We start from the raw sequence: 24,528 nt of genomic DNA, 5'->3' as shown, positions 1-24,528 counted from the left end.
CGCGCGGCGCTTTTGAAGAAATGGCTGGGGCGGGAGGGATCGAACCTCCGAATGGCGGTACCAAAAACCGCTGCCTTACCGCTTGGCTACGCCCCAGCAGGCACCCTTTGAAACGCAGGGCGCGGCGCGGGCGGACAATAGGCGGCGTGGCCGGAAATTTCCAGCCTTTACGCCGGATCGGCCGGGGCGGATTTCAGGGCTTCTGGCTGACGATTTTCCAGCTGCCATCGGGCTGCTGGCAGGCGGTGCCGTAGCTGGGCTGCACCTGGCCGGCGACCACGGTCTGGGTCTGGAATTCGCGGCAATAGGGCTGGGCCGCGGCTGCTGGCGCCGGGGTGACGACAACCGGCGCCGGTTGCACCACGACCACCGGCGGCGGTGCCGGTTCCACCACCACGACCGGCGGTGGCGGCGGCCGATGGCGGGGGCCGAAATGCGGGCCATGGGGCCCATAGGGCGGACCGTAGGACGGGCCGTTGACGATCACCACACCATCGGCCCGCGCGGGGATGACGGGCAGGGCAAAGGCCAGTAGGACGAGAAGGGATAAGCGCAGGGAGCGAATCTGGGTCATGCCACATCTTACGGGCGGCACGGCCAAGGCCTGCGGCCGGATTTGTAACGTTTGATGTCAGCCGCCGCCGATCGGCCGGCCCCGATCAGCCAGCCGCCGTGGCGGCCACCCACCATTTCGGATAGGCGCGCCCCAGGTTACGGGCGGCGAAGTCGGCCTCGCGTTTGTCTGCGAACAGGCCAAAGCAGGTTGCCCCCGAGCCGGACAGGCGCGCTAGCAGGCAGCCGGCCTGGGCCTTCAGGGCCGCCAGCACCGGATCGATTTCCGGCGCCAGGAAGCGGGCCGGTGCTTCCAGATCGTTGCGGCGCGCCCGCAGCAGGATGGCGAGATCGGCAGCACTGTCAGGCCGGCGCTCGAAGGGCTCTGCCGGTCCGAACTGGCCGGCCAGTGCCGAGAACACATCCTGGGTGGCCAGGCTGACACCGGGATTGACCAGCACCAGCCAGAAGGGCGGCAGCGGCGGCACGGCCGCGAGCTGTTCGCCGATCCCGCGCATCATGGCGGCGCGGCCGAGCAGGCAGACCGGCACATCGGCACCGAGCTGCACAGCGGCCTGCGCCAGGGCGGTGTCATCGATTTCGATCTGCCACAGCGCGCGGAGCGCATGCAGTGTGGCGGCGGCATCGGCCGAACCACCGCCGATGCCGGAGGCCACCGGCAGGGTCTTGCTCAGCGTGATCGCAGCGCCCTTCGCTGTCTGATTCATCGCCTGCAGCAGGCGGGCGGCACGCAGCACCAGATTCTCGCCGCTCAGCGCAGCAACCTGCGGCCCTTCAACCAAGAGGTCCAGGCGATCCGCCGGCGCCACGGCAATGCGGTCGCAGGCCGCCGGATCCTGGGCGAAGACGACCAGGCTTTCCAGTTCATGATAGCCGGCCTGCGCCGCATGGGGCGCCCGCCTGCCGGTGACATGCAGGAACAGATTGATCTTGGCCGGTGCGAGCCGGCTCAGGCCCGGCATCGTCATGCGTTACTTGGCGGCGACCGGATCGAGGCCCTGGTCGAGCTTGCGCTGCACCTGCAGGGCAAGGTCCTGTTCGGGCTTCAGGCCGAGCGCGCGGCGCCACTGGAACTTGGCCTCTTCCTGGCGACCGACGCGCCAGTAGGCATCGCCCAGGTGATCGGTGATCACCGGATCGCCGCCCTTCAGTTCGACGGCGCGCTCCAGCTGCACCACCGCTTCGGCATAGCGGCCGAGGCGGTAGAGCGCCCAGCCCAGGCTGTCGACGATGGCGCCATCATTGGGGCGCAACTGCACGGCCCGTTCGATCATGCGGGTGGCACGCTCGATATTGCGATGCATGTCGACCCAGGAATAGCCCAGATAGTTCAGCACCAGCGGCTGATCGGGCTGCAGCTCCAGCGCCTTCAGCATGTCGGCTTCGCCCTTGTCAAACTGCCTGGAGCGTTCATAGGCCACGCCGCGACCGAACAGGATGGTCCAGTGGCGCGCTTCCAGGCGCGGAATTCGTTCCAGCGCCGCGGTGTATTCGCGCGTCGCCTCCGGCCATTTTTCCATCTGCCGATACATGTCGGCGAGAGTCAGCAGGGCGCGCGGGCTGCTGGTGTTGGCGCTGGCCATCCGGCGCAGCACGCGCACCGCTTCATCGGTGCGGCCCAGTTCGTTGATGCTCCAGGCCTGGCGCAGCTGCGCGCTTTCGCCATAGGCGGAGTTTGGCGAGACCTTGGCATACATCGCCAGCGCCTGGTCGAAGCGGTTGCGGCTTTCGTAGATATCGCCCAGCAGCATGCGGGCATCGTCCAGATCGGGACGCAGGAACAGTGCCAGCTGCAGGTGCAGTTCGGCCAGATCGCCGCCATCGCTGCGGCCGAGCGCCGAGGCGGAGGCGAACATCGCTTCCGCCAGACCTTCGACCGCATTGCCAACCAGCGGTTCGGTGGGCTGGCTGCGCTTGGTGTCGAGCCGGCGCAGGGCGTGCAGCAGCACCGGATTATCCGGATTGAACACCATCTGCTCTTCCAGCAGGCGGCGTGCTTCAGCCGAACGGTTCTGGCGCTCCAGGAAACGGGCCATGCCATCGATCTGGCGGGTGCCAGCACGTTCGCGGCCCTCGATCGCCTCGCGATAGGCGGCCTCGGTCGGCTCCGGCTGGTTCAGGACATCGAGCAGGATCGGCTTGAGATGGGCATAGACGCCGCTGAGCAGCGGGTGGCGCTCCAGCCGCTGCAGATTGGCCATCGCCTGATCCGCATTGCCGTTGCCGGCATGGGCAAAGGCGGCGAGTAGCGGGTTGAAGGCGGCGTGAATCCCGCCGGTCGGCCCCTCGGCCACCAGGCGCAGCACGGCATCGTAATCGCGTGCCAGCATCAGGGCCGAGGCCTGCGTCATGCGCGGCAGGTATTCCGACGGATTGACCTGACGCAGGGCGGGAGTCAGCGTCACGGCTTCGCCCACGCGGCCGTCGGCGATCAGGGCGATGAAGGCGCCCTGGGCCAGCAACGCGCTGTTCGGGTCTTCCCGCAGAGCGCGCAGGTAGTAGTTTGCCGCGTTGGTGTTGTCATTCATCTCGCGCGCATGGCGCGCGGCGAGGAAGTTGCCGTATGGGCTGTCGAGGCGATAGGCGCCCCGCGACGACGAGGCCCCGGACATCATGCTGTTCTGGCCGCCGCAGGCCGCCAGCGGCAACAGCGCGGCGGCAGCAAGCAGCAGGGTACGGAAGGGCCGGGAGATGGAACGATCGCGGGAGGCTTTATCTGTCATCTGGCTCACATGTTGGGATAATTCGGACCGCCGCCCCCCTCAGGGACGGTCCAGTTGATATTCTGCGCCGGATCCTTGATGTCGCAGGTTTTGCAATGGACGCAATTCTGGGCATTGATCTGGAAGCGCGGGTTGTTGCCCGCATCATCGCGCAGCACTTCGTAAACACCGGCCGGGCAGTAGCGCTGCGCCGGTTCGTCATAGAGCGGCAGGTTTCTGGCAATGGGGATCGAGGGATCCTTCAGCTGCAGATGAATCGGCTGATCCTCTTCATGATTGGTGTTCGACAGGAACACCGAGGACAGCTTGTCGAAGCTGATCTTGCCATCGGGCTTGGGGTATGCAATCGGCTGGCAGTCCTTGGCCGGCTTCAAACTCTCGTGATCGGCCTTGGTATGGCGTGTTGTCCACGGCACCAGGAAGCCCAGATGCAGGTCGTTCAGCCACATATGGATGCCGCCCAGCAGGGTGCCGATCCACATGCCGTATTTCATCGCCGGCTTGACGTTGCGCACCTTCCACAGGTCGGTGAACGACCAGGACGCCTTGAAGGCTTCGGGATAGGCAGCCAGCTCGTCGCCGCCGGCGGCGCCATTCTTCAGCGCCTCGAAGGCGGCCTCGGCGGCCAGCATGCCGGACTTCATGGCATTGTGGCTGCCCTTGATGCGCGGCAGGTTGACGAAGCCAGCCGAGCAGCCGATCAGCGCGCCGCCCGGGAATGTGAGCTTCGGGATCGACTGCAGGCCGCCCTCGTTGATGGCACGGGCGCCGTAGGAGATGCGCTTGCCGCCTTCGAAGAACTCGCGGATGTCGGGGTGAGTCTTGAAACGCTGGAATTCATCGAAGGGCGAGAGATAGGGATTTTCGTAGCTCAGGTGGATGACGAAGCCCACCGCCACCTGGTTGTCTTCCAGATGGTACATGAAGCTGCCGCCGCCGGTGCTGTTGTCCAGCGGCCAGCCCTGGGTATGCATCACCAGGCCCGGCTTATGCTTGGCCGGATCAATCTGCCACAGCTCCTTGATGCCGATGCCGAACTTCTGCGGGTCGACGCCGTCGCGCAGGTTGAACTTCTGCATCAGGCTCTTGGCCAGCGAACCACGCACGCCTTCGCCGATCAGGGTGTATTTGCCGCGCAGCTCCACGCCCGGCGTATAGCTCGACTTCTTCTCGCCATCGCGGCCGATGCCCATGTCGCCGGTGGCGACGCCGACTACTTCGCCCTTGTCGCCATAAAGCACTTCCGCCGCGGCAAAGCCGGGGAAGATCTCGACACCCATCTCTTCCGCCTGGCTGGCAAGCCAGCGGCAGACATTGCCCAGCGAAACGATGTAGTTGCCGTGATTGTTCATCAGCGGCGGCATGGCGATATTGGGGACCGGGATGTGATTCGCCTCGGTCAGGATCCAGAATCGGTCATCGGTGACCGGGGTGTTCAGCGGCGCGCCCTTGGCCTTCCAGTCCGGAATCAGCTCGTTCAGCGCGATCGGGTCGATCACGGCGCCAGACAGGATATGGGCGCCGACTTCGGAGCCTTTTTCAATCACGCACACTGAAATCTCGTGGTTTTGCGCCGCAGCCAGCTGCTTCAGGCGGATCGCGGCCGACAGGCCGGACGGGCCTGCGCCGACGATCACCACGTCGTATTCCATTGCTTCGCGTTCCGACACGGGGCACCTCGGATATTGCTAACGTTTTTTTATTTGGGAACGTCAGGGCCGGTCAGCTTGACGCTCCATACCTGCTTACCAGACTATGGGGGGCAAGCCAACGGCGCCACCCCTTACAGCATCGATGAACGCCACGGAAACCCCTGATTTTCCTCCTTCTCTGCTTGAGGTCGTGCTGTTTTACGCAGAGGCCGGGGTGGACGAGGCTATTGGCGACCAGCCGGTCGATCGCACCGTCGCGCCCAAGGCAACTCCCTTGGCAAAAGCGCAGCCGGCACAGGCAGCGGCCCCTGCCGCAACGGCACCCGCCGCGTTGGCCTCCCGCCAGGCCCAGCCGGTCGGCCCGGCCATCCTGTCGGCACAGGCGGCGGAAACCGCTGCGACCACGGCAGCGCGGGCCTGCAACACGATTGCCGAACTGGAAGCTGCCATCAAAGCCTTCGACGGCTGCGCGCTGAAGGCCACCGCCACCAATACGGTGATCGCGCGCGGCACCCCGAACGCGCCGCTGATGATCGTCGGCGAGGCGCCGGGGCGCGACGAGGATGCGCAAGGGCTGCCGTTTGTCGGCGAGAGCGGCCAGTTGCTCGACAAGATGCTCAAGGCGATCGGGCGCGACGAGAGCAACACCTATATTTCCAACCTGCTATTCTGGCGTCCGCCGGGCAATCGCGATCCGTCGTCCGAAGAGATCGTGGCCTGTCGCCCATTCATCGAACGGCTGATCGAACTGGTGCAGCCCAAGGTGATCGTCTGCACCGGAAAATTCTCCACTGGCACATTGCTAGGAACGACGCAGGGCATTACGCGGGTGCGCGGTCGCTGGCATGAGTACAAGCGCGGCGACATTGCAGTACCCGCCATGCCGATGCTGCATCCGGCCTATCTGCTGCGTCAGCCGGGCGTAAAGCGCGAGGCCTGGCGCGACATGCTGGAGCTTGCCGCCAAGCTGGGCGAACTGGGCATCTGATGCCGGGTGGCGTTTCTGGTATCTTCTATGGCTGGGTGGTGGTCGCCGCCGCTTTCCTGGTCATGTTCACCGGCTTCGGTGCGGCCTACAGCTTTCCAGCCTTCTTCGAACCTTTAAGCCGCGAGTTTGGGGCTTCCCGCGCCACGGTGTCGCTGGTGTTTTCCGCCGCCGGCTTTCTTTACTTCGCCCTCGGCGCCGTCAGCGGCCGGCTGGCCGACCGCATCGGGCCGCGCCCGGTGGTCGGCTTCGGCCTCGCCTGTGTCGGTTTCGGCATGATCGCAGCGAGCTTTGCCGAAAGCCTTACGGCCATCGTGATCTTCTACGGCATTGGCATCGGCATCGGCGTCGGGTTTTCTTATGTGCCGGCGATTGGCACGGTGCAGCGCTGGTTCATGGCCAAGCGCGGGCAGGCGTCAGGCTGGGCCGTGGCCGGCATCGGCATCGGCACCATGGCAGCGCCGCCCGCCGCTGCCTTCGCCATCGAGCAGCTGGGCTGGCGCGGCGCCTATGTCGCCTTTGGCATCGCCGCGCTGGTGCTGGGCGCGCTGGCCACCATGATGCTGCGGGCCTCGCCGGCCAGCATGGGGCTGCAGCCCGATGGCGCGGCTGCCCCGGCGATCGCTCAATCCGCACCACCGGCCGGCCTCGAACTTGGTGCCGTGCTGCGGCATCCGGTCTTCTGGCTGCTGTATGCCGCCTGCGCACTCAATTGCATCGGTACCTTTGTGCCTTTCGTGCATCTGGCGCCCTATGCCGGAGATATGGGCCTCAGTCGTAGCGAAGGCGTCTGGCTGGTCGGCCTGATTGGCGTCGGCAGCACGCTGGGTCGTTTCGTGCTTGGTGGCATTGCTGATCGCATCGGTCGTGGCCGCGGTCTCGGCCTGATGATGCTGCTGAGCGGTGTGGTGCTGGCGTATTGGAGCGTGGCGCAAGGCTTTGCCGCGCTGGCGATTTTCGCACTGGCCTTCGGTCTATTCTATGGCGGCTTCGTTGCGCTGGTGCCGGCCTTCACCGCCGATCTGTTCGGCCTGCGCGCAATGTCGGCCGTGCTCGGCGTGCTCTATACCTCGGTGGCTTTCGGTACCCTGCTGGGACCAACGCTGGCCGGCTGGGTATTCGACACCACAGGCAGCTACGTGTGGCCGATCCTGATCTGCGCCCTGGGCTGTGTTGCAGCCGGGTTGTTGATTTTCCGCCTGCCGCACCGTTTAAGTCTCTGAAAACACACACCGCCACCTTTGGTTGCGGCGACTTTACTTGTCCGTTAACCGCAACTGCGCTATCCCGGGCGACCAAAGAAGCGGGCTTAAGAGGCGGGGAAGCATGCGTCTGGTGGGGGGCGTCGTTCTGGTTTGCGGCCTGATGCTGGCTGGCATCATGTCTGCCAGCGCGCCGGTGCATGCGCAGCAGGCCGCAACGGATCTCCCGCTTGTGCTCGATACGGCCGAGGTCGAACGCTATCAGCGCATCTTCGATTTCCAGGCCGATGCCGACTGGGCCAAGGCTGATCGTGAAATCACCCGCCTGAAAGACCGCCTGCTGATCGGCCATGTGCTGCAGCAGCGCTATACCCATCCCAGTTACAACGCGGCGTATCACGATCTGGCCGAGTGGATGGCGAAGTACCGCGACCATGCCGGCGCCGACGAAATCTACCGCATGGCGATGAAGAAGAAGGCGCGCAAGGACAAGGCGCCGGCCGCACCGCTGGGCACCGATCTCGGCGATTATGCCGGCGAACAGCCGGGTCAGGTTGCCACCACGCGCCGCATTCCGCAGCCCAAGGATCGCGATCCAGCCCATCGCGCGGCCATCGTGCAGGCCGAGGCGCAGTTCAACGCGCTGCTCAAGCGCGAAAAGCTGGGTGAGGCCGAGGCCTTCATCAACAAGCCTGACCTGCGCAGCAAGCTGAGCGCCACCGAATACGACGACTGGCGCCGCCGGCTCGCCTGGATCTCGCTGCTCGAGGGCCAGGACGAGCGCGCGCTGGCGCTTGCGGCGCCGGCGGCACAGCGTTCACGGGCGCGGCTGTCGGAGCCCGACTGGGTTGCCGGCCTCGCTGCCTGGCGTCTGGGCCGGTATGACAATGCCGCTCATCATTTCGAGAACCTGGCTTTCTCGAAAACCGCGACCAGCTGGGAGAAATCCGCCGGTGCCTGGTGGGGCGCGCGCGTGATGCTGCGTCTGCGCCAGCCCTCGGAAGCGATCCGCCTGCTGGAAATCGGCGCCAACCAGGAACGCACCTTCTATGGCCAGCTGGCGCTGGCTCAGCTTGGCGCCGATCAGCCGCTGCGCTGGGCGCCGCCGCCGCTCGATCCGGCCGATGCGCGCAAACTGGCCGAGATTCCGGCGATCCGCCGCGCGCTGGCCTTAAGCGAAGTGGGCGAGGCAGTGCGTGCCGACCGCGAAATCCTGCGGCTGTTCTCGCAGTCGTCAGACCAGTTGGCTGGTGCGCTGCTCGCGCTGGTCAGCCGCATGCAGGCCGCGCCAGCCTCGTCGATGAAAATCTCGATCGCCTGGTTCACGGTGAAGGGCGAAGGGTATGACTCCGCGCTTTATCCCCTGCCGCCCTGGGAACCCGAAGGTGGCTTCAGTGTCGACCGGGCGCTGGTCTTTGCCTTCATGCGCCAGGAAAGCGCCTTCAATGCCCGCGCCATGAGCACGGCAGGGGCCACCGGGCTGATGCAGCTGATGCCACGCACCGCTGGCGCTGTTGCCAATGACAAGAGCCTGCATCACAAGACCGGCCGCCATAAGCTGTTCGCGCCGGAATATAATATCGAGCTGGGCCAGCGCTATCTGCAGCATCTGCTCGACATGCCGATGATCCGGGGCAACCTGCTGTATCTGGCTGCGGCCTATAATGCCGGGCCGGGCAACCTGCAGAAATGGCTGCGGGCTTCGCCCGACCAGAACGATCCGTATCTGTTCATCGAGACCATTCCGCTGGGCGAGACGCGCAATTTCGTGCAACGCGTGCTGACCAATTACTGGATCTACCGCACCCGCATCGGCCAGCCCGATACCTCGCTCAGCGCCACCATGACCGGCAGCTGGCCGGTCTATCGCGGTTTCGACCGCGGCGACCAGCGCGCGGAAAAAAAGAACTGACGCCTAGCCGTGGCGTGTCACAGATCATAGGTTAAGGCCGTCTCTGTTTTCAGGAGCCGCGCCATGACCGAACTCTCGCCCCAGTCTTCCATCAATACGGCGTCCTATGTCGATGCCGAGGGCAAGCGCCTGTTCGTGCCGGTGCGCATCGCCGTACTCACCGTGTCGGATACCCGCAGCTTTGAGGATGACAAATCCGGCAACACGCTGGCGGAGCGGCTGACCGAGGCCGGCCATAGGCTGGCGTCGCGCGCCATCGTGAAGGACGAGATCGGCGAGATTCAGGGCCAGCTGAACGACTGGATCGATGACGATACCGTCGATGTCATCCTCGCCACCGGGGGCACCGGCGTCACCGGCCGCGATGTGACGCCGGAAGCCTTCGAGGGCATCTATGAGAAGAGCATCCCGGGCTTCGGCGAGCTGTTCCGCATGCTCAGCTACCAGAAGATCGGCACCTCCACGATCCAGTCGCGTGCCACGGCCGGCGTCTGTCGCGGCACATACCTGTTTGCGCTGCCCGGTTCGCCCGGCGCCTGTCGCGACGCCTGGGACATGATCCTGAAAGACCAGCTCGACTACCGCCACAAGCCGTGCAATTTCGTCGAGCTGTTTCCGCGCCTGCGCGAGCATGAGCGGCGCGGCGGCGGCAAGTAGCCTCACGGCGGGGAACTGGCTCCACGATATTTGCAGGAACTGGCGCTTATCCTGGAACCGCTTTCGGGGTAATCGGGTCAGGTAAAACCTGCAGAAAGTATCGCCATGTCCGATATCGTCATCCGTCCCGTCGCCGCCGCCGAGCGCGCACAGTGGGAGCCGCTCTGGCTGGGCTATCTTGCCTTCTATGAAAAGAGCGTGCCGGCAGCGGTCACCGATTTCACCTGGCAGCGCCTGATCGATCCGAAAGATGCCATCGAAGGACTGATGGCCTGGGAGGGCGATGTGGCGCTCGGGCTGGTGCAGTATCTGCTGCATCCCTCCACCTGGAACATGGGCGGCAATGTCTATCTGCAGGATCTGTTCGTGGTGCCGGCAGCGCGCGGCAAACGCATCGGCCGCCGGCTGATCGCGGCCGTCACCGAGATCAGCAAGGCCAAAGGGGCCGCCGTGCTCTACTGGCAGACCGAGGAATTCAACGGCACGGCGCGCCGGCTGTATGAGCGCGTGGCCAAGCGGGCGCCCTTCGTGCGCTACAATATCGAGCTGTAAATCCGCGGTTATCCAGGTTTCGTTAGTTCTTGAAATGTTCTCATTGGCGCGGCATACTCGGCGCCATGAAGAAATTCGTCGAGCGTGCGGTATCCACGGCGGCCGACCAGGCGCATCCTGATGCGCGGCGCGGGCGGGGTGCGGTCTCGGCGGTGCGCAGCCGCTATGACAGCGAGACGCGCCAGCGCGAGGATGACGGCTGGGACAACCTGGAAGAGGCGGAACCGCTGAAGACCGTGCTGCATGAAGACAGCGCGCGCAGCATTATCGCCTGGAACAAGTCGCCCGACATTCCCTTCGACCGGTCGATCAATCCCTATCGCGGCTGCGAGCATGGCTGCATCTACTGCTTCGCGCGGCCGAGCCATGCCTATCTCGGCTTTTCGCCCGGGCTGGATTTCGAAACGCAGATCGTCATCAAGCCCAATGCCGCCACCCTTCTGCGCAAGGAACTGGCCAGCCGCAATTACCAGGTCGGAACCTTGTCGATGGGCACCAACACCGATCCCTACCAGCCGGTGGAGCGCGAGCAGAAGATCACCCGCTCGATCCTGGAGGTGCTGCTGGAAACCCGCCACCCGCTCGGCATCGTGACCAAGAACCATCTCGTCACCCGCGACATTGATCTCCTGTCGGAGATGGCGAAGCTCGGGCTGGTGAAGGTCTTTGTTTCGCTCACCACGCTGGACCGCAAACTGGCGCGGGCCATGGAGCCGCGTGCCTCCACGCCGCCGAAGCGGCTGGAGGCGATCCGCATGCTCAACGAGGCCGGCATTCCATGCGGTGTGATGACGGCGCCGATGATCCCGGCGGTGAATGACATGGAGCTGGAACGCCTGCTGGAAGCAGCCTGGGCGGCCGGCGCGCGCGAGGCCGGTTGGGTGTTGCTGCGGCTGCCCTATGAGCTGAAGGAACTGTGGCGGGAGTGGCTGCAGGAGCATTACCCCGACCGCGCATCGAAGGTGATGAAGCTGGTGCAGGACTCGCGCGGCGGCAAAGACTATGTGGCCGATTTCGGCGACCGCATGCGCGGCGAGGGCGCCTATGCCCAGTTGCTGGCCCAGCGCTTCCAGCTGGCAATCAAGCGCATCGGTTTCAACGAACGCCGCCTGCGCCTGCGCAAGGATCTGTTCCGCCCGCCGCCGCTGGATATCCGGCAGGGCAGCCTGTTCTGATTGTACCGCAACGGCTGGCGGTGCAGGCCGTTACGGCCGCATGAATTCATAATCGCGATCCTGCAGATTCTCGATGGCGAATTGCAACTCGGCGCGGATGTCGTCGAGTGGGCGATGGACTTTCAGAATCCGCACCGCTTCACTGATCAGGGTGCTGGCCACCGCCTCGGGCGTGATCGACGCCGTGGCCGCATCAGCCAGTGCAGCCTCGACATGGCCGTGGACCAATTCCCAGGTGCTGGTCATCGCTGTCTCCATCCTTGATGGCGGGCAACATGATCCTGTCGGCTTTCGGCCGCATTGATCCGGCTCAAGTCAGGATGGTTTTCCGCTGCCCGGTGTCGTGGCAGAGGTCAGCACGCCCTGCACCATGTCGGGCAGCAGCGATACATGCTTCAGCGCCGCCTTGAGCCGGTCGCGCTGCCGCCGTTGCAGGCTGGCGAGGTCGATACGGCTGCCCGGTGTAAGGCCGGCGGCCAGATCGGCGATCTGCTGGCGCAGGATCAGGTCGAGCAGCAGGCCGTGGCTGGAGATCAGTCCGGCGATGTCGCTGTCGCCGATCAGGCCGGCCTGTCCGACGGCCTGCAGGCGTGCCGCCGTGCTGGTGGCGGCGGTGCCCAGACGCAGAGCCATCAGGCGGGCCCCGCTGACCAGGGGCAGCAGGCCGCCGAGCTTGAGGTCGGTGCGGCCATCGGCATCGGCCTTCAGCTGGCCGAACAGACCGAGCGCCGGATGCAGTTGTGCCGACTGCTCGGCCAGCAGGCGCAGGAACAGCGGCGAGTTGCGGGCCGCCGCCAGCGCCTCGGTGCGCAGAGACTCGCCCAGGCGCAGCGTGCCGTAAACCGGCTGCAGGTCATAGAAGATGTCGACGTTGAGCAGGGCTTCCGGCGTGTGGCGGGCGATCCATTCGGTGACGCGGGCGCGCCACTGGCCCTGGCTGCCGCGCCAGGCGGTGTTCTTCGCCATCACGCCGCCCTTGCAGAAGGGGATGCCGGCACTGTCGAGCAAGGCGGCAATGCGTTCGCCGGCGCGCGCATACCAGCCATCGTCCTCGGTGCTGCCAGCATGGATGATGGCGTTGTCCTGATCGGGTTTCAGCAGGCTTTCGCCGCGTCCGCCCGAGCCGAGGATCAGCATGCACCAGGGTGCCGGAGCAGGGTTGCCGGCCAGGTTGGCTTCGGCCTCGACGATGGCGGCAGCCCGCGCGGTCATGTCGGCATAGATGCCGGAGATCACAGCGGCCACTGCCGGGGCATCGGACCCTTCGCTCAATAATGTCGCGGCCAGATGCGGCAGGGCGGCGCGGGCATGGCCAAGCTCGGCGGCGGTCTGCGCCACATCGAGTTCGTCGGCGATCATCTGCGAATCCTGGGCCCGCAGGCGCAGCAGGCTGCGGGCGGTCAGCATGCCGGTATAGCGGCCGGCACTGTCGGTGACCGGCAGGTAGCGCAGGTTGAGCCGCCGCATGCGGCCGATGGCGCGGAACAGGAAGGCGGTTTCGGCGATGGCGACCACATCCTGCGTCATCAGGTCGGCGGCGGTCAGCCGCAATGCCGCTGCGCCATCGCGCCCCAGTGCGCGGGTGATGTCGCGTTCGGTCAGGATGCCGACATGGCGGCCATACTGGTCGCGCACCAGCAGGGCGCCATGCGACATGTCGCTCATGCAGCGCGCGATCTCGGCCAGTGTGGCGTCTGCCGTTATATCGCTGACCGGCTGCTGCATGGCTTCGCTCACCCGCCGGCGGTAGGGCTCCAGATCAGGCAGGGTGGGGGCAACAGGGATCATCGCGGCAGCAACAGCTCGATCGCCCAGCCGGCGCGCTGCTGGCGCTGCAGCAGGTCGCGCTGGCGCTGCATCAGGCGGCGCGCGTCGCCCAGCGTGGCAACGCCGATGCGACCAAGCGCCGGCAGCATGTGGCGCCAGATGCCGGCGGTGGTCTCGGCATCGCCCAGGGCTGTGTGGCGGCCATCGACGGCAACCGAGAAATCCTCGGCGATGCGTTCCAGGGTGATATGCGTCGCGCGCGGCTTCAGGCCGGCATAGAGCAGGCCGAGATCGAGTGCGCCAGCCGGCGGATGGAAAGGCATGCGATGACGAGCCGCCTCATGGTGCAGCATGGCGATGTCGAAGCCGGTATTGTGTCCGATCAGCACGCGGCCCTGCCAGAACAGCTGGATGCTGCCCCAGAGCAGGGCCAGTGAAGGCGCCGCGGCTACCATCGCATCATCGATACCGTGGATTGCCGTCGCCGTCTTCGGGATGCGGATGCCGGGATGCAGCAGGAAATCCAGCGCCGGCTGCGGCTCGGCCATTCCCCCCCGATAGGGCAGACCGGCAATCGAGACGATACGGTCGCGTGTTACGTCCAGCCCGGTTGTCTCGGTATCCAGCAGCAGGGCGGGCAGCGTCGCCAGCGGTTCGTCATCGGCCAGGGTGATGGCCGATTGCGGCGGCGCCGGGCTGCGCAGCCGCGCCAGGATGCGGTTGAACCCGCCGCTCAGCGCCCGCCGCATCGCCCGCCGCTCAGGTCGTCAGCGCTGCCACCAGCGCGTCACGACGAAACCGCTTGAGCATCGAGCTATGCGCCGCCAGCATATGCATGCGCAGATCACCATTGATCACCTCGCGGTCGTTGCGCTTCAGCCGGTCGGCAATCGGCACCAACTCGTGGATCAGCTTTGCCGATTCCGTCACCACCTGTTCCGGGGCGGCCGGCTCGGATGTGCGGGCGAGGGCGAAGCGCCGCTCAAAGGCGGCAAGGCTGTCGGCCCAGTCCTGCCGGTGCGGCGGGACATGCTGGCCCAGGATCGCCGGGTAGAAAGCGGCCAGCGAATCGGCCAGCTTCTGCCGGGCCGGTTCCGCCCCGGGGCGCAGCCAGCCCTCGATCAGAACCAGCATGTCGCTCAGCGTGCTGGCATAAGCCTCCCAGCGGCAAAGCTCCTGGGCATCCCGGAAGTCTGCCTCGGTCAACAACTTCTCGTAGTCCAGCATGGTCTTGACCCGGCAATAGCCGATGACCGTTTTCTGCGCCAGATAAGAGGCCTCACCGGTGGCGAAGGCCTTCAGCTCTTCGATTGTCGAAACCGAAGGTGGAAAAAAGAACTCGAGTGTGCGGCGCAACAAAATGCATTTCCCCCTGTGATACGCTGGCATAACCACCCGCCCAACCTCGCTTACACTTTGGTCTAATGGGCTGTGGTAAGAAGCGACTCCTATACTGCACGAAGCTGGCTTGCGGGTCGAATCCGCTGTCAGACGAATAACTAAATCATAAACAAGGGGCAGGAGCGCTTCATGTCAGAATTAACTCCCGAAAAGGCCAAGGCCTATTGGGCCAGAACATCCGGCCTCATGTGGACGATGCTGGCCATCTGGTTCTTCTTCAGCTTCGTGGTGCATTTCTTCGCGCCGCAGCTCAACAAGATCAGCTTCATTGGCTTCCCGCTCGGCTTCTACATGGCCGCGCAGGGCTCGCTGATTGCTTTCGTCGTCTCGCTCTTCTGGTTCGCGTCCAAGCAGAACGCGATCGATGAAGAGTTCGGCGTCGCCGAAGACGAATAGAACAGGGGGAAACGCCATCATGGCAAACAACACGCAAACCGGGGGTAAGAGTTTTATCGATAACCTCGGTAAAATTTACGGAATTTACACGGGCGGCTTTGCCGCCTTCGTGATCGTGCTCGCCATCCTTGAGCAGATGGGCGTGCCCAACCAGATCATCGGCTACCTGTTCGTGTTCATGACGGTCGGCGTCTACGCGCTGATCGGCGTGCTGTCGCGCACGGCGGAAATGGGCGAATACTACGTCGCCGGCCGCAAGGTGCCCGCCTTCTACAACGGCATGGCCACCGGCTCTGACTGGATGTCGGCCGCATCGTTCATCGCCATGGCCGGTACACTGTACCTGTCGGGTTATGACGGCCTCGCCTTCGTGCTGGGCTGGACCGGCGGCTACCTGCTGGTGTCGATCCTGTTGGCGCCGTATCTGCGCAAGTTTGGCCAGTACACGGTGCCTGACTTCCTCGGCGCCCGCTACGGCGGCAACGTCGCGCGCTTCGTGGGCGTGATCGTGCTGATTTCTGCGTCCTTCGCGTATGTGACGGCGCAGATCTTCGGCGTCGGTATCATTGCCTCGCGCTTCCTCGGCATCTCGTTCGAGGTCGCGGTGTTCGTCGGTCTGGCCGGTATTCTGGTCTGCTCGATGCTCGGTGGCATGCGCGCGGTCACCTGGACCCAGGTGGCGCAGTACATCATCCTGATCATCGCCTACCTGATCCCGGTTATGATCATGTCGGCCAAGGTCACGGGTGTGCCGATCCCGCAGCTGATGTACGGTCAGGCCCTGGAGAAGATCCTGGCGCTGGAACCGGCCCTCGGCGTGGTCAAGAGCCACACGGCGGTGTTCTCGGATGCCAAGGGTGTGGTGAACTTCACCGATGGTCTGAACTTCTTCGCGCTGATCCTCTGCTTGATGGTGGGTACGGCTGCTCTGCCGCACATCCTGATGCGCTACTTCACCACGCCCAGCGTGCGTGATGCCCGCAAATCGGTGGCGTGGAGCCTGCTGTTCATCTTCCTGCTCTACTTCACCGCGCCGTCCTATGCGGTGTTCGCGAAGCTGGAAGTCTACCAGAACGTGATTGGCCAGCAGATCACGGCGTTGCCGGCCTGGGTGCAGTCATGGGGGGCGATCGGTCTGGTCGGTGCCTGTGACGCGGCTAATGCGGCGACGCAGTATGCGCTCTGCAAGGGCGTGACGGGCAATGCCGACGGCATCCTGCAGCTGAGCGAGTTCCGTATCGCGGCCGACGCTATCGTGTTGGCCACGCCGGAAATCGCCGGTCTGCCGTATGTCATCGCGGGCCTGGTTGCGGCCGGCGGTCTGGCGGCAGCGCTCAGCACGGCCGACGGCCTGCTGCTCGCCATCGCCAACGCGCTCAGCCACGACGTCTACTACCGCATGATCGACCCGCATGCTGCGACGAAGAAGCGCCTGATCATCAGCCGCGTGCTGCTGATCGTGGTGGCGATCGTCTCGGCCTATGTCGCGGCGCAGAAGCCTTCGCACATCCTCGCTATGGTGGCCTGGGCCTTCTCGATCGCGGCTTCGGGTCTGTTCCCGGCGCTGGTGATGGGTATCTGGTGGAAGCGGACCAGCAATACCGGCGCGGTTGCCGGCATGATCGCGGGTTACGGTGTCTGCCTGTACTACCTGATCATGACCCAGTTCTATGGTATGCCGCTGTGGTTCGGGGTCAGGAACATCTCCTGTGGCCTGTTCGGTATCCCGGCCGCCTTCATCGTGACCTATGTCGTCAGCTTGATGACAGCGGCCCCGGCGAAGGAAATGCAGGACTTCATCGACAGCATCCGTGTGCCGAAGGGCGACGTGAAGCTGGCGAATGCCGACGACGCCATCTCGCACTAAGTGCAGTGACGTGGTAGTGACGGCGGGGGCCATTGGCCCCCGCCGTTTTCTTTTGTAGTCTTCACATCCAGTTTTCTTTCCGGATTTTCAATGACCCCTCAACCTGACTTTTTCTGGAGTTATCTGCCCTATTGGGCGGTCAGCTATGCCTTTGCGTTGATCGGCTGGACCTGCATCGGGCGGTTCATGATGACGGCGTTCCTGCCGCCGGATCATCCGAACTACATTTTCCGGTTTTTCCATCTGCTGACCAACTGGGCGGTCTGGCTGACCGACTGGATCACGCCGCGCTTTGTGAATCTGCGCTTCATCCCGCTAGTAACGGCATTCTGGTGCTTTGCATTGCGCTATGTGGCGCATTTCCTGTTTGCCGCGAATGGTTTGGCCCCCAGCCTGACACAGGCGGTATCATGAGCCCACACACCATCTTTATCGCCATTCTGGGAATCACCCTGCTCAACGGCTTCGTTTCGCCGATCGTACCCCTGGTCTTCATCATGGCACCGGTCTGGCTGCCGGAATTCGTGCCGCCGACCCGGATCGTGCTGCTCTACGGCACCTCTCTGATCGTCTCGATCACCACGCTGATGCTGTCGGCAGTGCCGGCGGGCATTTTCGAGCGCCTGACCGGGCGTGAGGAAACCGACCAGACATCCATGTTCATCTGGCTGGGTGCTGCGATCCTGCTGACCCTGCCCGGACTGGCCTGAGACGGGCTCCGCCATGGCCGAACCCGACACGTACAGGGTGCGGACATTGGCGGTGCTCTCGATCGGGCGCGGCTGTTTCTTTGCCGCGCTGGCGATTTTCTGCGTCATGATCGGCCTGATCGCGGAGCCGCTGCAATCTCTCAAGTCGGGCGCCATCCTGACGATGATCGTCGCCTGCGTGCTGCTGATCAAAGCGGAATGGGTGGTGCGGCATTCCTACAAGCAGACCGAACTGTGGATATTGCTTGAACGCCGCATCGAACTGGCCCCCGAAGCGGCGCAGCGCATCATTACCCTGACCCTGCGCGAGGTTTACCTGCGCTATGCGCTATACGCGACAGCAATTGCTGTCGGCTTCTGGCTTATGGCCTTGCTGCTCTGGCTCGGCGGCGCAAAGGCCGGGTTCAAATAGCGCCAGCTGGCGAGGCTTGACCATTTTGCCCCATGCGGTACTTGGATGGTCCTTGCACCGATCATTTAAGGGGGAATCATGCGTCTGCTCGTTGTTGGAGCCGGGTCGACCGGCGGCTATTACGGCGGCCGCCTGGCCCAGGCCGGTCGCGATGTCACCTTCCTGGTCCGCCCGGGCCGCGCGGCGCAGCTGCAGAAGGATGGCCTCCAGATCGTCAGCCCGCATGGCGATGTGACGCTGCGGCCCAATCTGCTCACCGCCGACCGGATCGACCAGCCGTTTGATGCCGTCATCCTGACCGTGAAGGCCTACCAGCTGGATGCCGCGCTGGATGACATGGCGAAGGCTGTCGGGCCACAGACCATGATCCTGCCGGTGCTGAATGGCATGAAGCATGTCGAGGCCATCACGGCCCGTTTCGGCAAGGCCGCGCTGATTGGCGGCCTGTGCCGCATCCCGGCCCAGCTGGACGAGCAGGGCCGGGTGATCCAGATGGGCAAGTTCCACGATCTGGCCTATGGCGAGATGGATGGCAGCAGCTCCGCGCGGATTCTGGCGCTGGATGCCGTGCTGAGAGATGCAGGTTTCGATGCCAAGCTGACCCCGCATATCGAGCGCGAGATGTGGGAGAAATGGACCCTGCTCGCAGCACTCGGTGGCCTGTGCTGCCTGATGCGGGGCACGGTGGGCGAGGTGGCGGCGGCGCCGGGCGGCACCGACTTCGCGCTCGGCCTGATCGACGAGGTGGTGACGACGGTGAAGACGGTCGGCGTGGCGCCCAGCGAGGCCTTTGTCGCCAACACGCGCGAGACCCTGACCAAGGCAGGTTCGGCTCATACTTCGTCGATGTATCGCGACCTGCTGAAGGGTTCGGCTGTAGAGGCCGACCAGATCGTTGGCGACCTGTTGGCGCGGGCGCGCAAGGCCGGGCTGTCGACCCCGTTGCTGTCGCTCGCCTACACGCACCTGGCGGTTGTCGGTGACCTCATATAGTGACACCGACGATTGAGGAAAATCAGCAGGTTATGCCGTCAACGTGACGGCATAACCTAGCCTCGAATTGAGCATAAAGTGCCTCTTCTGGCCAGTAAGAGGCCATATCTTGCATCCGGCCGGGAGCAAGCCGCCGATGGCCTGTGAAAAGTGCTCGTACACATCACCGGCTCGGCCGAAAAGCCGCGCAGACGGCAGGATCGGTCTCCAGATACGGGCCGCCGATCAGATCGATGCAATAGGGGATGGCAGGAAAGACGGCTGCCAGGCATTCGGCTATGGCGCTCGGCTTCCCCGGCAGGTTCACGATCAGGCTTTGGCCGCGTATTCCGGCTGTCTGGCGCGACAGGATTGCGGTCGGTACCGACTTCAGGCTGACACTTCGCATCAGCTCGCCGAAACCCGGCATCATTTTTTCGCAAATACTTTCGGTCGCTTCCGGGGTGACATCACGTAGGGCCGGGCCGGTACCGCCGGTAGTCACGATTAGCGGACACCGCTGACGATCTGTCAGTTCAGTGAGCGTCGCAGCAATCAACGGACGTTCGTCCGCAACGATGCGCGTCTCCGCATGCCAGGGGTTAGTCAGAATGCGCCGCAGTTCGGCGATGATGGCGGGCCCGCCGCGATCCTCGTAGATGCCGGCGCTGGCTCGATCTGATATCGTCACGACACCAATCGGTATGTCCTGATTCATTGTCATCATCCTGCTACATGGTTGTGCATCGCTCTGGTGCGGTTCCGGCGCCAGTTTCACAAGACGGCCGGGGTGGAAAATTGACCTTGATCAACAGGTCGACGCCATCAATTGCCCGGCGCGGCAACAGGCCGCAGCGCAATTAACAAGTCGTTCAGCATCACTGCGACGGTAATCGTATTCGCAGATTCATAGAAAGGATGCGAGATGACGATCACTGAACGAATCGATGCTATCACCCGCCTGGATGAGGTGAGTGCCAAGGCCGTAGCGCCAATCCCGCGATCTGTAAAAATCGAGCTGACCGGGCGCTGCAACTTTGCCTGCGCTTTCTGCGCGCGCGAGATGATGTTGCGTGATCAGAAAGACATGGACAAGGATATGTTCAAACGCTTGGCACTGGAGATGCGGCAGGCGGGCGTTGAAGAGCTCGGCCTGTTCTATCTGGGAGAATCCTTCATGGTGCCCTGGCTGCCGGAAGCGATTGCTCATGCGAAGACCGAGTGCGGATACCCTTATGTCTTCCTGACCACGAATGGATCTTTGGCCACGCGCGAGCGCGTGCGCGCTTGCATGGACGCAGGCTTGGATTCTTTGAAATTCTCTTACAATTTCGCCGATGCGGAACAATTCAGTGATGTTGCCGGTGTGAAGCCACGCTATTTCGAGGCGATTAAGGCCAACATCCGTACCGCTCGCGAGGTGCGCGATGCTGGTGGGTACAGTTGCGGCATCTACGCCTCCTATATCGAATATGATGGCGAGCAGGGCCAGCGCATGCAGGCGGCGCTGGAAGAGATCCGCGGCTATGTCGATGAGATCTACGCCTTGCCCCTTTACAATCAGGCCGATTTCGTCAGTGGTGAAGAAGACGTGCGCGGCTGGGCTTCCATTGCCGGTAATCGCGGCCGTGCCGCGGCCCTACGTGACCCGCTACCTTGCTGGGCGGTTTTCACAGAGGGGCATATCACCTGGGATGGCAAGCTGTCGGCCTGCTGCTTCGATCATGACGGCCGTTTCCATATGGGCGATCTGATGACGGAAGGTTTTGCCAAAGCCTGGAATTCCGAGACATTCCAGGCTCTGCGTGCGGCACATTTGAGGCGAGATGTGACCGGTACGGCCTGTGAAGGCTGCGTTGCCTATAAATAACCGGTATCAGCGCGCCGCGAAGTCCTGCAGCTCGGAAGGCTCGCTTGCGTCTGGCCGATTGCCCGACAGGGCAGCGGTCACGGGGCGATAAAGAGCCTGCAGGCGTTCTATATCGCTGACTTCAATGTGGTTTCCGCTGGCCCGGACACCACAGCTTCGCAGTTGTTGGAAGGTTCGGGACAGGCATTCGGAACTCATCCCAAGCTCTCCAGCAATGGTTTTCCGGTCATCGAGCAACTGGAAACTGGCCGGTCCTGCATTGGTGGTGCAGTGGCGCACCAGATAGCTGGCAAGGCGTTCGACCGCCGTATGCAGTTTGACTTCGCGCAGATGCTCGACCAGCAAGCGCCAGTGCCGGGCTAGAATCTCCACCATCATCATCGCAAGGCCATGCTCCGTTTCTAGGGCCTGTCGGAAACGAGTGCTTGGAATCAGAACGATGCGCGACAGAGTCTTGGTTTTGGCAGTCACCAGATAGGGCAGTTGCAGGATGGTGGCCGCGCTGACGAAGATTTCTCCGCTTCCAAAGGTGGTCACGACGGTCGTTTCGCCATCGCAGCATTCTGCGGTCAGGGAGACACGTCCGCTGAGGATCAGATGGACGCATTCGGATTCCTCGCCCTGGCGGGTGAGAATGGCATTCTTGGGGAATTCCCGGACCGGGCAGCCACGCACCAAGCGCTCCGCGACCACGCCGCCTAATTTCCGGTAAATATCTGTTTTCTCGAAGAGTTCCTGATCATCAGGGCGCATGCCGTTGTCCTCCTGCCAATCACAAGATAACCCTCCCCGGTGCGGCGGCATTGACCGACATCAAGCCCGTTGATCCGCGCAGCTGCGAAGAGATTTTGACAATTATCAAGAAATTGCACTGCAAAAAGCGGCCGACGGATAGCGGCTTGATCTAGGACAATCCGTTTTCTCGCGAAGCTTTCCATCGTCAGTCCACACAGCTCGTTGTCACTCGATACGGCTGCAGGAGCATGACAGATGATTGCGCGTTCAGACCCCGACACAAACCCCGCAGGCCAGACCACGGCTCTGGTCATGAGTACGGTTGCATTCACCGTCTGCTTTGCGGTGTGGACGATCTTTTCCATCATCGGCATCCAGATCAAAGCGGATCTCGGGCTTAATGAAACCCAGTTCGGCTTGCTGATCGGCACGCCGATCCTGACCGGATCGCTCAGCCGCCTCATGCTTGGCATCTGGACCGACCAGTATGGCGGCCGCCTGGTTTACACCGTGGTCATGGTCGCAGCGGCGATCGCGACCTGGCTGCTCACCTCAGCCTATTCCTATGAAACATTTCTGCTAGCGGCGCTGGGCGTCGGCATCGCCGGCGGCTCTTTCGCGGTCGGCGTCGCCTATGTTTCGAAATGGTATCCTAAGCACAAGCAGGGCACTGCCCTGGGTATATTCGGCATGGGCAATGTCGGTGCCGCAGTCACCAAGTTCATTGCTCCCTTCGTCATGGTCGCCTTCGGTTGGGAGATGGTTGCCAAGGTCTGGGCCATCGGCCTGCTGGTGATGGCCGTCCTGTTCTTGCTGCTGACCAAGGACGATCCGGCCCAGGCCGAGCGCAAGCGCACCGGCGCCAAGCCGGAGCCGCTGCTGCGGCAGCTGGCACCGCTGAAGAACCTGCAGGTCTGGCGCTTCTCGCTCTATTACTTCTTCGTTTTCGGCGCCTTCGTGGCGCTCGCCCTTTGGCTGCCGCGCTACTACATGGGCGTCTACGGCCTCGACATCAAAACCGCCGGTATGCTGGGTGCCGCCTATTCGATCCCGGCCAGTCTGTTCCGCGCTTATGGCGGTGTTCTGTCGGATAAATACGGCGCCCGCCGGGTCATGTACTGGACCTTCATCGTCTCGGTGATCTGCACGTTCGTCCTGTCATACCCGGCCACCGATTATGTCGTGCATGGCATCAAAGGCCCGATCAGCTTCACGCTGGCCATCGGCTTCCTGCCGTTCACCGTCATCACCTTCGTGCTTGGCTTCTTCATGTCGCTCGGCAAAGCCGCCGTCTACAAGCATATCCCGGTCTATTACCCCAACCATGTCGGTGCGGTAGGCGGTGTGGTTGGCCTGATCGGCGGCCTCGGCGGCTTTGTGCTGCCGATCACGTTCGGGGCGCTGAACGACATCATTGGCGTATGGACCAGCTGCTTCATGCTGCTGTTCGCCCTGGTCGCCACGGCGCTGACCTGGATGCATTTCACCATTCAACGCATGGAGCGTCGCAAGCATCCGGGTCTGCGCGGACCGCAGGATCTGCCGGAACTGGCCGAGGGCGGCATCCCGGCGCGGATTTCGGGCAGCGCCCGGTAGAAGGAAGCCATCATCATGACTGTCACAAACGAAACCGCGGTGCCACGTAAGGGTCATTGGCTGAGTCGCTGGGAGCCGGAGAATCCCGAGTTCTGGGAGAGCACCGGCAAGGCGATCGCCTGGCGCACACTGATCATCACGACGGCCAACCTGACCATGGCCTTCATCGTCTGGTTCATGGTCAGCGCCCTGGTGGTGCGCTTGCCTGGCGCCGGGTTCAAGCTCAATGCCGGCGAGCTGTTCTGGCTGGCGGCCATGCCCGGACTGGCTGGCGGCTCGCTGCGCATCATCCACACTTTCCTGGTGCCGCTTTACGGCACCCGCAACGTGGTGGCGATCTCGACGCTCAGCCTGCTGATCCCGGCCGTAGGCTGGTTCTATGCGGTACAGGATCCCACCACGCCCTACTGGGTGCTGATGGTGCTGGCTTTCCTCGCCGGCCTCGGCGGTGCCAATTTCTCCTCCTTCATGCCGAGTACCAGCCTGTTCTTTCCCAAGCGCCAGCTGGGCACGGCATTGGCGATCCAGGCCGGCATCGGCAATTTCGGTGTCAGCATCGTGCAGTTCGTCACGCCCTGGATCATCGGCCTGGCGCTGTTCGGCACCCTGGCTGGCGAGCCGCTGCCCTTCACCCGCGCGGGCGTGCAGAGCCAGATATGGCTGCAGAATGCCGCGCTGCTCTATGTGCCCTTCATTGCCCTGTTCGGCATCCTGGCCTGGTTCATGCTGCGCAGCGTGCCGGTGCGTGCCAACTTTCGCGATCAGCTCGATATCTTCAAGCTGAAGCACGGCTTCTTCATGACGCTGCTGTACATCATGACCTTCGGTTCGTTCTCGGGCTTTTCGGCGACCTTCCCGCTGCTGATCCGCCAGACTTTCGGCGGCTTCCCGAATGCGCCCGATCCGCTGGCCTATGCCTTCATCGGGCCGCTGATCGGTTCGGTCATGCGTGTGATCGCGGGTCCGCTGTCGGACCGCTTCGGCGGCGCCGTGGTCACGCAGTGGTCAGGTATCGGCCTGATCGCCTGTGCCATCGGCGTGTCTTTCTATACTGCGCCGACCTCGATGGCCGATTTCCCGTATTTTCTCGCCTTCATGCTCGGTCTGTTTTTCTTCTCCGGTATCGGCAATGCCTCGACCTTCAAGCAGATGCCCATGCTGTTCGAGCCGCGTCAGGCTGCTGGCGTGATCGGCTGGACCAGCGCGATGGCGGCCTATGGTCCGTTCGCTGCCGGCCTGATGCTCGGTTACTCGATCACCCTGTTCGGTTCACCGAACGCCTTCTTCTACTGGGCCGCTTTCTATTACGCGGTCAATGTCGCCATCAACTGGTGGTACTACGCCCGCAAGGGCGCCCCGAATCCGTGCTGA

The 24,528-nt window shown here is 63.5% G+C and carries 25 protein-coding genes and 1 tRNA gene; 15 read left to right on the top strand and 11 right to left on the bottom strand.

Translation table 11 applies throughout. The annotated features are described in order from the left end of the window. Positions 1-21: 21 nt before the first annotated feature. From AAG821_RS05135 to AAG821_RS05115, 5 genes are all read right to left on the bottom strand, one after another. Positions 22-96: transfer RNA gene (locus tag AAG821_RS05135), tRNA-Gln, on the bottom strand. A 97-nt stretch (positions 97-193) separates the two neighbouring features. Next, on the bottom strand, positions 194-574 hold the full coding sequence (locus tag AAG821_RS05130) for a hypothetical protein (protein ID WP_341911414.1): 381 nt from the start codon (positions 572-574) through the stop codon (positions 194-196). Positions 575-659: 85 nt separating this feature from the next. After that, a complete protein-coding gene (locus AAG821_RS05125) occupies positions 660-1,541 on the bottom strand; it encodes a 4-(cytidine 5'-diphospho)-2-C-methyl-D-erythritol kinase (RefSeq protein ID WP_341911412.1) in 882 nt (293 codons plus the stop codon). A gap of 3 nt (positions 1,542-1,544) precedes the next feature. Beyond that, on the bottom strand, positions 1,545-3,296 hold the full coding sequence (locus AAG821_RS05120) for a tetratricopeptide repeat protein (RefSeq protein ID WP_341911410.1): 1,752 nt from the start codon (positions 3,294-3,296) through the stop codon (positions 1,545-1,547). 5 nt (positions 3,297-3,301) lie between these two features. After that, entirely contained in the window at positions 3,302-4,948 is a 1,647-nt protein-coding gene (locus AAG821_RS05115) for an electron transfer flavoprotein-ubiquinone oxidoreductase (RefSeq protein WP_341911631.1), read from the bottom strand. 190 nt (positions 4,949-5,138) lie between these two features. Between AAG821_RS05115 and AAG821_RS05110 the strand changes: the two genes are divergently transcribed. From AAG821_RS05110 to AAG821_RS05085, 6 genes are all read left to right on the top strand, one after another. Further along, positions 5,139-5,936, top strand: coding sequence for a uracil-DNA glycosylase (locus AAG821_RS05110; protein WP_341911408.1), 798 nt, complete (start codon positions 5,139-5,141; stop codon positions 5,934-5,936). Next, positions 5,936-7,156: an MFS transporter gene (locus tag AAG821_RS05105; protein WP_341911406.1), complete on the top strand. Its 1,221-nt coding sequence runs from the start codon at positions 5,936-5,938 to the stop codon at positions 7,154-7,156. Before AAG821_RS05110 ends, AAG821_RS05105 begins: the two co-directional genes overlap by 1 nt. A gap of 103 nt (positions 7,157-7,259) precedes the next feature. Then, positions 7,260-9,047, top strand: a complete 1,788-nt coding sequence (locus AAG821_RS05100; protein WP_341911404.1) for a lytic transglycosylase domain-containing protein — start codon at positions 7,260-7,262, stop codon at positions 9,045-9,047. A 63-nt stretch (positions 9,048-9,110) separates the two neighbouring features. Beyond that, positions 9,111-9,704: a molybdenum cofactor biosynthesis protein B gene (gene moaB, locus AAG821_RS05095; RefSeq protein ID WP_341911402.1), complete on the top strand. Its 594-nt coding sequence runs from the start codon at positions 9,111-9,113 to the stop codon at positions 9,702-9,704. A gap of 105 nt (positions 9,705-9,809) precedes the next feature. Further along, a complete protein-coding gene (locus tag AAG821_RS05090) occupies positions 9,810-10,256 on the top strand; it encodes a GNAT family N-acetyltransferase (protein WP_341911400.1) in 447 nt (148 codons plus the stop codon). Positions 10,257-10,285: 29 nt separating this feature from the next. Beyond that, entirely contained in the window at positions 10,286-11,431 is a 1,146-nt protein-coding gene (locus AAG821_RS05085) for a PA0069 family radical SAM protein (RefSeq protein ID WP_341911398.1), read from the top strand. A 30-nt stretch (positions 11,432-11,461) separates the two neighbouring features. Here AAG821_RS05085 and AAG821_RS05080 read toward each other — a convergent pair whose 3' ends face one another. The 4 genes from AAG821_RS05080 to AAG821_RS05065 all read right to left on the bottom strand — a co-directional run bounded on the left by AAG821_RS05080 (position 11,462) and on the right by AAG821_RS05065 (position 14,554). Further along, the gene (locus AAG821_RS05080; protein WP_341911397.1) at positions 11,462-11,677 is read right to left on the bottom strand and encodes a hypothetical protein; all 216 of its coding nucleotides are present in this window, start codon (positions 11,675-11,677) and stop codon (positions 11,462-11,464) included. A gap of 69 nt (positions 11,678-11,746) precedes the next feature. After that, positions 11,747-13,219: a DUF294 nucleotidyltransferase-like domain-containing protein gene (locus tag AAG821_RS05075; RefSeq protein WP_341911395.1), complete on the bottom strand. Its 1,473-nt coding sequence runs from the start codon at positions 13,217-13,219 to the stop codon at positions 11,747-11,749. Further along, a complete protein-coding gene (locus tag AAG821_RS05070) occupies positions 13,216-13,947 on the bottom strand; it encodes a 3'-5' exonuclease (protein WP_341911393.1) in 732 nt (243 codons plus the stop codon). Before AAG821_RS05070 ends, AAG821_RS05075 begins: the two co-directional genes overlap by 4 nt. Positions 13,948-13,957: 10 nt before the next feature. Continuing rightward, positions 13,958-14,554: a hypothetical protein gene (locus AAG821_RS05065; protein ID WP_341916225.1), complete on the bottom strand. Its 597-nt coding sequence runs from the start codon at positions 14,552-14,554 to the stop codon at positions 13,958-13,960. A 174-nt stretch (positions 14,555-14,728) separates the two neighbouring features. On the opposite strand from AAG821_RS05065, the gene AAG821_RS05060 reads away from it, so the two are divergent. The 6 genes from AAG821_RS05060 (at position 14,729) to panE (ending at position 18,977) form a co-directional block, all read left to right on the top strand. After that, the gene (locus AAG821_RS05060) at positions 14,729-14,995 is read left to right on the top strand and encodes a DUF4212 domain-containing protein (protein WP_341911390.1); all 267 of its coding nucleotides are present in this window, start codon (positions 14,729-14,731) and stop codon (positions 14,993-14,995) included. Between the two features lie 19 nt (positions 14,996-15,014). Beyond that, positions 15,015-16,862, top strand: a complete 1,848-nt coding sequence (locus AAG821_RS05055; protein ID WP_341911389.1) for a sodium:solute symporter family protein — start codon at positions 15,015-15,017, stop codon at positions 16,860-16,862. A gap of 90 nt (positions 16,863-16,952) precedes the next feature. Next, complete coding sequence (locus AAG821_RS05050; RefSeq protein ID WP_341911387.1) at positions 16,953-17,276, top strand: hypothetical protein; 324 nt, start codon at positions 16,953-16,955, stop codon at positions 17,274-17,276. Beyond that, complete coding sequence (locus AAG821_RS05045; protein ID WP_341911385.1) at positions 17,273-17,572, top strand: hypothetical protein; 300 nt, start codon at positions 17,273-17,275, stop codon at positions 17,570-17,572. Before AAG821_RS05050 ends, AAG821_RS05045 begins: the two co-directional genes overlap by 4 nt. 13 nt (positions 17,573-17,585) lie before the next feature. Then, entirely contained in the window at positions 17,586-17,984 is a 399-nt protein-coding gene (locus tag AAG821_RS05040) for a hypothetical protein (RefSeq protein WP_341911383.1), read from the top strand. 78 nt (positions 17,985-18,062) lie between these two features. Next, a complete protein-coding gene (gene panE / locus AAG821_RS05035; protein WP_341911381.1) occupies positions 18,063-18,977 on the top strand; it encodes a 2-dehydropantoate 2-reductase in 915 nt (304 codons plus the stop codon). 163 nt (positions 18,978-19,140) lie between these two features. Here panE and mog read toward each other — a convergent pair whose 3' ends face one another. Continuing rightward, the gene (gene mog / locus AAG821_RS05030) at positions 19,141-19,680 is read right to left on the bottom strand and encodes a molybdopterin adenylyltransferase (RefSeq protein WP_341911379.1); all 540 of its coding nucleotides are present in this window, start codon (positions 19,678-19,680) and stop codon (positions 19,141-19,143) included. 201 nt (positions 19,681-19,881) lie between these two features. Between mog and AAG821_RS05025 the strand changes: the two genes are divergently transcribed. Beyond that, positions 19,882-20,826, top strand: coding sequence for a radical SAM protein (locus AAG821_RS05025; RefSeq protein WP_341911377.1), 945 nt, complete (start codon positions 19,882-19,884; stop codon positions 20,824-20,826). Between the two features lie 6 nt (positions 20,827-20,832). Here the strand turns inward: AAG821_RS05025 and AAG821_RS05020 are convergent, their stop codons facing one another. Beyond that, the gene (locus tag AAG821_RS05020) at positions 20,833-21,579 is read right to left on the bottom strand and encodes a cyclic nucleotide-binding domain-containing protein (RefSeq protein ID WP_341911375.1); all 747 of its coding nucleotides are present in this window, start codon (positions 21,577-21,579) and stop codon (positions 20,833-20,835) included. 294 nt (positions 21,580-21,873) lie between these two features. Here AAG821_RS05020 and AAG821_RS05015 point away from each other — a divergent pair, with 294 nt between their 5' ends. Both AAG821_RS05015 and AAG821_RS05010 read left to right on the top strand, forming a co-directional pair. After that, complete coding sequence (locus AAG821_RS05015) at positions 21,874-23,157, top strand: nitrate/nitrite transporter (protein WP_341911373.1); 1,284 nt, start codon at positions 21,874-21,876, stop codon at positions 23,155-23,157. 15 nt (positions 23,158-23,172) lie between these two features. Further along, the gene (locus AAG821_RS05010) at positions 23,173-24,528 is read left to right on the top strand and encodes a nitrate/nitrite transporter (protein WP_341911371.1); all 1,356 of its coding nucleotides are present in this window, start codon (positions 23,173-23,175) and stop codon (positions 24,526-24,528) included.

This window comes from Ferrovibrio terrae, assembly GCF_943372915.1.
Taxonomy (GTDB): domain Bacteria; phylum Pseudomonadota; class Alphaproteobacteria; order Ferrovibrionales; family Ferrovibrionaceae; genus Ferrovibrio; species Ferrovibrio terrae_A.
This window is presented reverse-complemented; position numbering and strand designations above follow the sequence as displayed.